Origin of the sequence: Novosphingobium album (ex Hu et al. 2023) (assembly GCF_022832385.1) — a bacterium.
GTDB classification, from domain to species: Bacteria; Pseudomonadota; Alphaproteobacteria; order Sphingomonadales; family Sphingomonadaceae; genus Novosphingobium; species Novosphingobium album.
On the sequence record NZ_JALHLE010000033.1, the window covers coordinates 23,928 to 35,156 of the forward strand.

Genomic DNA, 11,229 nt, shown 5'->3' on the forward strand with positions numbered 1-11,229 from the left:
CCCATGCGAACTTGCCGGGGTGGGCACGGCCTCTTAAGCCTTGGCCATGGACGAAAAGCGCGAACCCAGGCGGCGGAACCCCGCAAAGACGCAGGCGCGAATACTCGAGGCCGCGTTCGAGCTGTACTCCTCGCAGGGATACGCAAAGACCGGCATTCGCGAGGTGGCGGAGCGCGCTGGCGTGGCCACCTCTCTCGTGGTGCGCTACTTCGGCACCAAGGCCACACTGTTCGAGGAATCATTGGTCCGCGCGCTCTATGCGCAAGGGTTCTTTGTGCGGTCCAAGGAAAATTTCGGCGAGGAAATGGCCCGTCTGGTAATCGGCGACGAGGAAGCCCGCATCCCGGCAATGATGGTGCTGGCGATCGCCGACCCGGAGTCGCGCGCCATCGCACAGAAAGTGACGCAGCAGATCGTTTTGCGCTCGCTCGCGGAATGGCTCGGCCCGCCCGAAGCGGAAACGCGGGCACTCGCGATGCTCGCCCTGATGAACGGCTTCACCATCCAGACCCGGCACTTACGCACCGGCGACGTGCCATCCGAGACGGTGCGCTGGTTCGCCCGGTCGCTGCAGGCGATTGTCGATGAGGGTGACGCGCCCGCAGGATAAGCCCCGCTTGCCTCGCGCCCGGCCCTCGTGATAATTGGTACAAGTGTACACTTATGGTCCGGCCACGATCCGGACCGGGGTGCAGAGGAGAGGCAAGGACCATGGCAACCCGGTCGAGCGAATTTGGCAGCATTGAAGCGCAGCCCGTTCCGATCCCACTCGAAGAGGGCGACCGCGTCGAGCTGAAGCGAACATACTGCAAGGTCTGTATGACCAGCTGCGGCCTCGTCGCCGAAGTCGCCAACGACGAGAAGATCCTCAAGGTCAAGGCCGACACCCGGCACCCGATCACGCAGGGCTACAGCTGCCCCAAGGGCCGCGCCACCGGCCAGCTCCATCACCTCGACAACGCCATCACGAACCCGCTCATGCGCAAGAACGGCAAGCTCGTCGAAGTCTCGTGGGACGAGGCGCTAGACGATATCGGCGCGCGACTGCGCAAGGTGATCGACGCGCATGGGCCGGATTCGGTGGGCATGTATTTCGGCAGCGGGCTCGGGCTCGATTCGGCCGGCTATTCCATGGAAGAGGCGTTCTACGCCGCGTTGGGAACCCCACCCAAGTTCACTCCGCTGACCAACGACACCACTGCCAAGGTGATGATCGCTGGCGCCATGGCGAAGTTCTACGGCATCAATCCCAAGACCGATTACGACAACTGCCAGATGGTGCTTTACGTCGGCACAAACCCGATGGTCAGCCACGCGCACAACACCGGCATGTTCAAGCCGGGCAACTGGCTGAAGGCGATCAACAAGCGCGGGGGTGAAGTCTGGGTGATCGACCCGGTCCGCACCGAGACCGCCGATTTCGCGAAAGGCCACATCGCCGCCTATCCCGGCCGCGACTATGCGGTGCTCGCCTGGGTCGTGCGCGAGATCCTCGCCGACGGCCCCCTCGATCCGCGCCAGCCGGTGAAGAACCTCGACCGGCTGCGCGGTCTGCTGGCGGACTATGACCGCGCAAAGGCCGCAGAAATCGCAGGCGTGCCCGAGGAACAGCTGCAGGACCTGCTCGATGCGATCCGCCGCCGCAAAATCGTGGCGATCGAGACCGGCACCGGAACCGGCATGTCACCCGGCGGCAACCTGACAGTCTGGTTCGCCTGGCTGATCATGATCCTGACCGGATCGATGAACGTGAAGGGCGGCTTGTGGATCCATCCCGGCGCGATTTTCCCGTTCGACCAGTTCGTGGACCACTTGCCCTTGCTGGAAAGCGCCTTCACCCCCGGCTCACACGTACGGCCGGACGTGAAGGGCATCCTTGGTGACTGGCCCTGCGCGGTGCTGCCGCAGGAGATCGAGCAGGGCTACATGCACGCGCTGTTCAATTTCGGCGGCCACCTGTTCCGCTCATTCCCCGATACGAACGCGTTGCACGCCGCGCTCCCCAAGCTCGACCTGCTGGTCAGCACTGAGATCACCCACAACGAGCTCAGCGAATACTGCACGCACATCCTGCCCACCAAGAACACCGTGGAGCGCAACGAGTTCACCCGCTGGGACACGCTCAACTGGAGCGTGAACCTCCAGTACGCTCCGGCGCTGGTCAAACCGCAGGGCGAGCGGCGCTCCGCCTGGTGGGTAATTTCGCAGTTCATGCGCCGCGCCGATCTGCCGCTGCCCAACCACGTGCCCACCGAACACAGCGACGAAAACGACGAGCTGATGCAGTCGATGCTGCTCACCCATGCCCGCTGTTCGTGGGAGGAACTCAAGGAAAAGCGCGTGGTCGAATTCCCGCGCGAACTGCCCGCGCCGTGGGTCGACCGGTTCTTCGAACGCAATGGCGGCTGGGAACTCGTGCCGGACGAGCTGGAAGCACAATGGCGGCAGTTCCGCACGGAGGACGAGGCGCAACTCGGCAAGCCGAAGCCACTGGTCTACACCTCGCGCCGCCAGCGCAGGAAGTTCAACGGCCAGATGGGCTTCCTCGGCGAGATAGCCGATTGCCTGATCCACCCCGACACCGCTGCTGAACACGGCATCGCCGACGGGCAACAGGTCCGCGTATCCAACAAGTCTGGCGAAATCACGGTGACCGCGAAACTCGATCCGACGATGCGGCCGGGCGTCTGCTCGATCCCGCACGGCCACCGCGACGCCAACGTCAACAACCTGACCAGCACGCACGACATGGACCCGCTGGGCGGCATGGCGCTCTACAGCGCCGTGCCCATCGAGATCGAACCCGCCTGATTCTGGACGTTTCGTTACCTCCAGAACCGTGTTCGTCCGTTGCAGACCTTAGCGTTTCCTTAGCCACATCCCGCTAGACCGGAAGGCTACCGCAGTCTGCCTGCAGACTGGGATAAAAGCAGGGTCCGGTCCTTTTGAACGTCAAGCCTGACATTGCAGGGAGGACACACCGCCGCCGCTTGCTGGTGCCCGTCGCCAGCATGACGTTCGGTACACTTGTTCTGCTCATCCTGCTCGCCGCGTTCCTTATCGTATGCTTCGACTGGACCGCTTCGCAGCGCGAAGAGAACATGGTGGAACAAGGCTTCCAGCGGCTGGTCGAACAGTACGAAAAAGCTCTCGTGCCCCAGTCAGACTGGGATGACGCGATCGAAAAGCTGGACCACCGCTTTGACACCAAATTCGCCGATGCCAATTTCGGCTCGCAGTTGTACACCTTCAACGGCGTCACACACACCTTCTTCGTCGATGGTGCGAACCGCGTCATATATGCTTCCGTGAACGGCAAACATGCCAGCACGCGGGCATTCCGGCCATTCGCAGGCATCACCGCCGGGCTGCTTGTGCCGGTCCGCAAGGCCGAAGCCGCCCGCCCGCCGATCACACGGGTGGCTGTCGCCGGAGAGACCGTTACCAAACCCATCCAGTCCAGCGGACTCGTCCGGATCGGGGACACGGTCTACATCATGATCGCAACCCTGATCCAGCCGGACTTCGGGCGAATTCTGCCCAAAGGCCCCCGGGCGCCAGTAGCCGTTACGGCAATGCCGATTGACCAGCCGATGCTGCGCACGTTCGCGTCGCGCTATCTTGTCGACGATCTGGAAATCGTGCCAACCGATTTAAGCGTCCATGATGGGCAGGCTTTCAGCCTGTTGTCGGGCAAAGCCCATTTCCGGCTGAGGTCTTCTTCCGGCACCGAAATCGCGGCACTGGCCTGGACACCGCGGCGGCCGGGCGTTCTGCTGCTTGAACAGCTCAAGTGGCCCTTGCTGGCGGCGCTTGTGCTTCTGGCCTTTGCCGGGTGGGTCCTCATCCGGCGTTGCGGGATGATCGTCGATGAACTGATCCTCAGCGAGGAGCAGGCCAAGCATCTGGGTTACCATGATCAGCTCACTGGTGTGCCCAACCGCGCGCTGTTGTTCGAACGGCTGCCCCGGCTGCTGGCCTCGGCCGGCGGCAGCGAACCCAGACTGGCCGTGCTGGCCGTCGATCTGGATCGCTTCAAGGAAGTGAACGACACTCTGGGCCATCCGGCGGGCGACCGCCTGCTGAAAACGCTGGCCGAGCGCCTGCAGGCTGCATCTGCGGCAACCGGCAACGCGCTCATAGCCAGGCTCGGCGGCGACGAGTTCATTCTGGCCTGTCCGGTGGAGGACCGCCAGGCAGCCGAGGAACTGGCCTGCCGCTGCCTGGACACGATCATGCAGCCCGTACAGGGCGAATATGGCAAGATCGATGTCGGCTGTTCGATCGGTGGCGTACTGGTCGAGGAGAGCGGGACCGACCCATCCGTCATCCTGCGACGAGCCGACCTGGCGCTGTACCAGTCAAAGGCCAGCGGCAAAGGCCGCGTGACTTTCTTCGAACCCGGAATGGAGGACGCCTTCCGGACCCGCCGGGCTCTCGAGCATAGCCTTCGCGCATCGCTGACGAACGACACCTTCCACATGGTCTATCAGCCCCAGGTCACTGCGGAAGGAAATGTCCCCGCGGTGGAAGCGTTGCTGCGCTGGTCTCATCCGGAGCTCGGCGAAATCTCACCGGCGACATTCATTCCACTGGCGGAGGAAGCCGGGCTGATCATGGCGATCGGCAAATTGGTGATGCGCCGCGTCTTTGAGGAAACCGCAGATTGGCAACACGTGCGCGTGGCGATCAACGTCTCGGCCATACAGATGCGCACACCGGGCTATGCAGCGCAGGTCATGCAGCTGGCGGCGAGAACCGGAATCGATCCCTCCCGCTACGAAATAGAACTGACTGAAACCGCGCTGCTGGGCGACGGGCCAGCAACAGCGGAAAACTTCGACATTTTGCGGCGGCTTGGCTTTTCCATCGTTCTTGACGATTTCGGAACCGGGTATTCCAGCCTCAGCCTGCTCCACCGCTTCCGCGTCGACAAGATCAAGATCGACCGCAGCTTCGTATGCGACCTTGGCAAGAGCGAAGAAGTCAACGCCCTTGTGAGTGCGATCGTAAGGCTGGCCAAGTCCTTCAATCTCGGCGTCATTGCCGAAGGTGTGGAGACAGAGGAACAACGACAACTGCTGACAAGGGCCGGTTGCACCAAATTCCAGGGGTTTCTGACCGGCGCCCCGATGCCGGCCAGCCAGATTGCCGCGCTGGTCGAAACCGGGGCACCGCAACGCCGCCTCGCCTGATGCCGGCCGGGCTGGTCAGGCCTCCAGAGCGAGCGCCATATTGCCGTACCGCGGATCGCCGGTCACTTCCCGACCCAGCCAATCGGGCAGCGCAACCTCCTCATCCGGACGTTCCAGTTCGATCTCCGCGAGGACAAGGCCTTCCAGAGCGCCGGTAAAGACGTCCACTTCCCAGGTCCGCCCGGCTCCTGCGGGCACCAGATAGCGAGTCTTCTCGACGATCCGGCCGTTGCGCATCTCCATCATCGCCAGCGCATCCGCGACGGGAATGGCATATTCGAATTCAGGACGTGACAGCGCCGGTCCGTCGGCCCGCGCTGCACCCTTGACGGTGAGCTTCGCACTGCTCCCGTCGATCACCCGGACGCGCACGCTCGTTGTGCCGCCGTTCGCAAGATAGGCCTGCCGTATGCGCCGGGCACCGGACACCTGCGAACGCCAGGCGTCGCCGGAAACAAGAAACTTGCGCTCGATCTCCAAAATCATGCCGAATGCCGTCCCTGCGTCCGCCAGATGTCCCACAGCCTGTGCCAGTGATCCACCAGGGCGTCCGCTTCCTGCGCCAGAAGCCGTCCGACAAGGGGAGCGGTGTCCCGCTCCATCTGCTTGCGCCGGTCCGCCGCGAGCCCGCGCAGGGTGGCCGCCGACTTGTCATACCGCGTGCCCGGCACAAACCCGCCCAGCCGCTCTTCCAGCACACAGAGATCGTGATGCAGGCCCAGCAGATCGGCAAGGCGGCCCAGTTCCGCCGCACGCGGCTGCATCATCACGGGCCAGACCGGCACCAGCAATCGGGTATGATACCAATGATATTTCATGCGCTTGCGAAGTTCATGAAAATGCATGGCATCCGGCTCGCGCGCAGCCGCACGCCAGGCCTTGTCCGCTTGCCGGAGAACCCGGCCCAGTCCGGGGCCAAGCGCGTCCCAGTCCTCTTCGTCGAGCGTCCAGCCGGGTATCCGTTCCCGCACCATCGCCAGCAACGCCCGCGCCTGCTCGAGCCGCGCCTCGGCAGCTTCGCCCATCGCGACCTGCGCCATTTCGTCCGCGAATTGCTCACGCAGACCGAGTATGCTGGCACGGTCGACGTCTTCCGGCACACTGGCCAGCAGCACGTCACACGTATCCAGCAGCACCCGGGCATCGCGCGTGAAGGCCAGCAGGCGTGCAATGTCGCGGAACGCCGCGTTCTCGTAAGTATAGTCCGGGAAACCGGAGCGCACGATCCGGAGCAGCGCGCGCAGCTTCTTGCAGGCCTTCCGCACCTCGTGAATGGCCTTGTCGCGAGGCCTGCCGGCGATGGCCGAAAGAGCACCGTCGATCTGTTCGCGGGCAATCCGGTGCAGCCCCAGCTTCACTGTACGGTCACTGTTTCTGAAACGGTAGGCCATCGGTGCCCCAAGAAGGCGATCTGGTTACACGGTCAGGACCATGGCCCAGCTTGTCACGTCATTGCAATGCCTCTGACGAGGTGGAACACTTGCAACGAAAAAGGGCGGCCCCGGTGGAGCCGCCCTTTCCCTTTTTCGTCCGGTGAAGAACCGGAAAAAGATTACTTGAGCTCGACGGTGCCGCCGGCTTCCTCGATCTTCTTCTTGATTTCTTCGGCTTCAGCCTTGTTGACGCCTTCCTTGACGGCCTTCGGGGCGCCTTCAACGAGAGCCTTGGCTTCAGCGAGGCCCAGGCCGGTGATGGCGCGGACTTCCTTGATGACCTGGATCTTCTTGCCGCCGTCACCGGTCAGGATGACGTCGAATTCGGTCTTCTCTTCAGCAGCGGCAGCGGCTTCACCGCCACCGGCGGGAGCGGCAACGGCCACGGCAGCAGCGGCGGAAACGCCCCATGCTTCTTCCAGGGCCTTGGCGAGGTCAGCGGCCTCGAGGACGGTCAGCTGCGACAGTTCTTCAACAAGCTTGGCGATATCGGCCATGATACTTTACTCCTGATCTGTGGTCCCGGCGGGCCTCATGCCGCAAACCGGGATAAATCGTTTCGAAACGTGTTACCGAGCTGCGGCTCAGGCAGCGTCCTTCGCGGCGTAGGCGCCGAAGACACGGGCCAGCTTGGCCGCCGGAGCGGTCGACAGCTGGGCGATCTTCGTGGCCGGAGCCTGGACGAGGCCGATAAGCTTGGCGCGCAGTTCGTCGAGCGAGGGCATCGTGGCGAGAGCCTTGACACCTTCGGGGGTCAGAACGTTTGCGCCCATCGCGCCGCCGACGATCTCGATCTTGTCGGTCGTCTTGGCGAATTCGACGACAGCCTTGGCGGCAGCGACGGGGTCCACCGAAGTGGCGATGGCCGTCGGGCCGGTCAGGAAGTCGCCGATACCGGCATAGTCGGTATCCGCGATGGCAATCTTGGCAAGACGGTTCTTCGCAACCTTGTAAGTCGCGCCGGCTTCACGGATCTTCGTGCGCAGGGCAGTGGACTGAGCCACCGTCATGCCGAGGTTGCGGGTGACGACCACCACGCCGACCTCGTTGAAGACCGCGTTGAGCTGGGCGACCGAATCGGCTTTCTGCGAACGATCCATGCCTTACTCCTTCACATGTGACCGCTTGGGACAGATGCCCCGCACGGCCGGCTACGTTTGTCCATGGCACCAACCTGCAATCAGGCCGTGCACCACGGGCGAGTCCGTTCGAAGGGGAAGGAGTTTCGCGCCGGAACGCGAGGTTGGCACCACGCTTCATCAGGAGCGAGGGGCCGGAAAATTTCCTGTTCCCCGTCTAGGCTGCAAATTAAGAGGGAAACCCCCAGCAGCTGTCTCGGACGGATGATCGGCAAGGCTGCGATTGCTCGGGCCTGCCGGTCGGAGCGGGCCATTGGCGGAAACCGTGCAAAGAGTCAAGCCGCGAGGCGTGGGCAAAGCGTGCTTTCAGCGCGGTTTCCAGGCGCAAAGACGCTGGCGGATTGCCGTGCGGCGGCATTATGCCGTTCACGCCCATGATTTGATTGCGTGATTTTACGTATCATTACCCTCATATTGCGTTAACGCGGCTGTGTCAGCTTGCTTGTCTTACGGGGGGCATGGACAGCCAGGAGGCGGTTCGTATGCAGTCGGTCAGATACCAGCCCGTTCCCTTTTCCATCGGCGGCGTGGCGTATCCCAGGGCGATACCCGTAGCGGGCAATCGCGCTGCGTCCTCCAAGCGTTTCGGACCCGAAGATTCCAAAGGCTTCAAGCCGATGTTCTTCGCCCGCAACACTGTCACCGATCACGATGCTGAAGCGCAGTTGCGGCTGGACTGGGAACAGGCGGCAGCGCAGATCATCGCAAGGGCCTATTCCGACGACCCGCTCGACGAGAAAGGGGCGCTCTTCGACTTCACAGTCTGAAAGCCCTTGTTCTGCCCCGGCCGGATGCTGCTGCGCTATTCGGCGGCAGCCTGATAACCGAGCAGATCACCGGGCTGGCAATCGAGTTCGCGGCAGATCGCCTCCAGCGTCGAAAAACGGATCGCCTTGGCCTTGCCGGTCTTGAGGATCGAGAGATTGGCCAGTGTGATGCCGATGCGCTCGGCCAGTTCGGTAAGCGTCATGCGGCGGGCATAGAGCAGGTCATCGAGCTTCACCACGATCCTGGTTCCTTCTGTTTCTGCAGAGTCCGCGCTCATCAAACGGTTCCTTCGAGTTCGGCGCGCATCTCGGCCCCCTTGCGGAACACGCGGGCGAGGATGAACAGAATGAGCATGAGCAGCAGGCCGTTGCCATTGAAGCCGCCATCGACTTCGACGCGAACGTCAATCGCGCTGTCGCGAACGCCTTCGGTCAGCTTGTGAATCCAGGTGGCGATGCCGGTAATCGGCAGCGCGATGATCTGCACCGCCAGCGTCAGCCATGCCATCCGGGTCAGCCGCCGCGCATTTTCCGGTACGAAGGGATCACCCTCCCCGACCGTGCCCACGATCTGCTTGAGCAGCTGGAAGATCCGGAACAGTAACACCAGTAAGCCGGCACCCAGCAGGCAAAGCGCGACAATGGCCATGTAGAACTGGCCAAACACCAGTCCGGGGGCCTGGGTGGCAAGCTCTGCCATGATCTTTCCGCGCAGGACGAGCATGATCGGGATGCCTGCGAGGCAGGCAGTTGCACCGACTACCATGACCCCCATCAGGAACCACAGAATGCCCTTGGCTGCGGCCAGCAACGGGTCACGCGTGATAGACGTCATGCGCTGTCCTCCCGTCACATCAGGACCGGGGCATAGGCACCCGGCGCAGCCACGACCACGACTGCCGATGCGGCAGGAGCCTGGCTGTGAGCGGGCGTGGTCACGGTGGGGATCCAGAAGGTCATCACAGCCGCGACGGCCAGGACGACCGCGAAGGGGCGGAAGGTGCGTTGGGTCTCTTGATGGGTCATTTCACGTTCTCCGATATACGTCATATCGAAATTCAATAAAACCGAACCGGCTTATTGTCAAACGATAATATCGTAAAACGATATACTCCTGATCGTTTTGCGATCAGGACGCCTGCCAACGAAGCAGGACGGGAGTGGAAGCACCGCCAAACCCGGCTGAATTACGCACGAACCTGCCGCGCCGTCAGCCAAGCCGGGCGACGCGCTCCCCCAGCCCGCGCCCTTCCCAGAGCTTGAGAAAGACGGTGAGCACATGAAGGCAGTTGCGCGCAGGCTCGATCGCCAGCACCGCCGGATCGCGCGGCCCGCTCGCCTCGAAAATGCCCGGCAGCCGGAAGGCGATGATTTCCGGGAAGGCCAGAACGCGCGCCACACCCATGGCGGCAATATGAACCATCAGGTGGTTTTCCAGTTCGGCCGCCGTGATCGTGGGGCCCCCGCCGGACCGGTATTCCTCCACGAACAGGCCGAGCAGATCATCGAGGTGATCGTCCCATATGGCGTGGTGAGCCGCCGAGAGGCCGCCCCATAACGCGGCTCCCAGCGTGATCTGCCCAACCCGACCCCAGTCGATGAACCCGCAACGCAGCACGGCGGCGCCCTCACGCCAGAAAAAGGCGTTGTCGATATGCGCGTTCCAGTGGTTGAGCGCGATCATGCCGGGATTGCCGGTCAGATAGGCCTGCACCGCCTGCTGGCGGTCCAGCACCATCATGGCCTCGCTGTGCAGCCGGTCCAAAAACGCCGGCGCGCGAACAGGCGCGGGGAAATGCTGCGGTGCCCGTTCCACGAAGCTGCGGGCATAGGCCAATTCCGCCTGCAGCCCGGCCTTGCCCTGACGGATCGCATCGGCGCTGCCCGTCGTCGGGTTCCAGGGAAAACACGCGTCGATGTCCGGCGAGAGGCGGCCCGCCCTGTGCGCCCCGGCCAGCCGCGCCAGCGCCGTGACGGTCGCGCGGTAATAGGGGAGCGGATCGTCCATTGTCTGAAAATCGAGTGTCTTGGCCCGGTGCTGCTCGATGGTGCGACCGTCCACCGTCTGCCCGAAGGCGATGCGCTCGGTGATGACGATCCCGGTGCCGGTCGCCTGCTCGTAGTCCGCAAAGAGCGGTTCGGCCACCGCCACCGGAAATCCGGGCTGGCGCGCAAGGGCCATGAACGGGGCCTCGCTGGCCATTTCATAGCGCCCCGGATGATCGCGCCGCCGGTCGGCGAAATCGCGCGAGAACTTCACGAACAGGGCCGTGTGCAATCCCGGGGCGGACCGCGCATATTCGACATCGAGCAGGAACTTGGCGCCGGTGCTGCCCCCGGGGCAGCGCTCGAACCGGTCGATGCGCGCGACATGGTTGTCCTCGCCCAGCGACCCGAAGCGCCGGAAGGCGGCGGTCAGCCAGGCCGCCCCATCCTCGCGCAGAGCGTCCCCATGCGCCGGGATAATAACGCCGGTCGCATCGCCCGGGGCACGGTCAAGGAAGACGGGTTCGGGTAAGGGTTGCGGAATGGTCATGGCGCAGGCTTATCCCATGCCACACCGGTTTGACACGCCGCGGGTGCGATCCTATATGGCCCGTTCGCTCGGCGCTTCGAGCAAGGCGGGTCCATGCGCGGGGACACGCCCGGGAAGGAAGCGATCCGGGTATTCATCTGACGCATCAGGCTGCAGGCC

The 11,229-nt window shown here is 63.4% G+C and carries 12 protein-coding genes; 4 read left to right on the forward strand and 8 right to left on the reverse strand.

Translation table 11 applies throughout. The features are described from left to right. Positions 1 to 46: 46 nt before the first annotated feature. From MTR64_RS17645 to MTR64_RS17655, 3 genes are all read left to right on the forward strand, one after another. Positions 47 to 610, forward strand: coding sequence for a TetR/AcrR family transcriptional regulator (locus MTR64_RS17645; RefSeq protein ID WP_243995820.1), 564 nt, complete (start codon positions 47 to 49; stop codon positions 608 to 610). Between the two features lie 101 nt (positions 611 to 711). Continuing rightward, positions 712 to 2,811 carry a molybdopterin-containing oxidoreductase family protein gene (locus tag MTR64_RS17650; RefSeq protein ID WP_243995821.1) on the forward strand — a complete coding sequence of 700 codons (2,100 nt, stop codon included), beginning with the start codon at positions 712 to 714 and terminating at the stop codon, positions 2,809 to 2,811. 185 nt (positions 2,812 to 2,996) lie between these two features. Further along, positions 2,997 to 5,195, forward strand: coding sequence for an EAL domain-containing protein (locus MTR64_RS17655; protein WP_243995822.1), 2,199 nt, complete (start codon positions 2,997 to 2,999; stop codon positions 5,193 to 5,195). Positions 5,196 to 5,210: 15 nt separating this feature from the next. Here MTR64_RS17655 and MTR64_RS17660 read toward each other — a convergent pair whose 3' ends face one another. From MTR64_RS17660 to rplJ, 4 genes are all read right to left on the reverse strand, one after another. Further along, complete coding sequence (locus tag MTR64_RS17660; RefSeq protein ID WP_243995823.1) at positions 5,211 to 5,681, reverse strand: CYTH domain-containing protein; 471 nt, start codon at positions 5,679 to 5,681, stop codon at positions 5,211 to 5,213. Next, entirely contained in the window at positions 5,678 to 6,586 is a 909-nt protein-coding gene (locus MTR64_RS17665; protein WP_243995824.1) for a CHAD domain-containing protein, read from the reverse strand. Before MTR64_RS17665 ends, MTR64_RS17660 begins: the two co-directional genes overlap by 4 nt. Before the next feature lie 161 nt (positions 6,587 to 6,747). Then, entirely contained in the window at positions 6,748 to 7,125 is a 378-nt protein-coding gene (gene rplL, locus MTR64_RS17670) for a 50S ribosomal protein L7/L12 (RefSeq protein WP_243995825.1), read from the reverse strand. Between the two features lie 87 nt (positions 7,126 to 7,212). Continuing rightward, positions 7,213 to 7,728, reverse strand: a complete 516-nt coding sequence (gene rplJ, locus MTR64_RS17675) for a 50S ribosomal protein L10 (RefSeq protein WP_243995826.1) — start codon at positions 7,726 to 7,728, stop codon at positions 7,213 to 7,215. A gap of 521 nt (positions 7,729 to 8,249) precedes the next feature. Between rplJ and MTR64_RS17680 the strand changes: the two genes are divergently transcribed. Continuing rightward, positions 8,250 to 8,534 carry a hypothetical protein gene (locus MTR64_RS17680; protein ID WP_243995827.1) on the forward strand — a complete coding sequence of 95 codons (285 nt, stop codon included), beginning with the start codon at positions 8,250 to 8,252 and terminating at the stop codon, positions 8,532 to 8,534. Positions 8,535 to 8,569: 35 nt separating this feature from the next. On the opposite strand, the gene MTR64_RS17685 is transcribed toward MTR64_RS17680, so the two are convergent. From MTR64_RS17685 to MTR64_RS17700, 4 genes are all read right to left on the reverse strand, one after another. Continuing rightward, complete coding sequence (locus MTR64_RS17685) at positions 8,570 to 8,812, reverse strand: helix-turn-helix domain-containing protein (protein ID WP_243995828.1); 243 nt, start codon at positions 8,810 to 8,812, stop codon at positions 8,570 to 8,572. Then, complete coding sequence (locus tag MTR64_RS17690; protein WP_243995829.1) at positions 8,812 to 9,369, reverse strand: DUF2975 domain-containing protein; 558 nt, start codon at positions 9,367 to 9,369, stop codon at positions 8,812 to 8,814. The genes MTR64_RS17685 and MTR64_RS17690 overlap by 1 nt, the downstream gene beginning before the upstream one ends. 14 nt (positions 9,370 to 9,383) lie before the next feature. Further along, complete coding sequence (locus tag MTR64_RS17695) at positions 9,384 to 9,560, reverse strand: hypothetical protein (RefSeq protein WP_243995830.1); 177 nt, start codon at positions 9,558 to 9,560, stop codon at positions 9,384 to 9,386. 184 nt (positions 9,561 to 9,744) lie between these two features. Next, positions 9,745 to 11,070 carry a hypothetical protein gene (locus MTR64_RS17700; protein ID WP_243995831.1) on the reverse strand — a complete coding sequence of 442 codons (1,326 nt, stop codon included), beginning with the start codon at positions 11,068 to 11,070 and terminating at the stop codon, positions 9,745 to 9,747. Between the last annotated feature and the right edge of the window lie 159 nt (positions 11,071 to 11,229).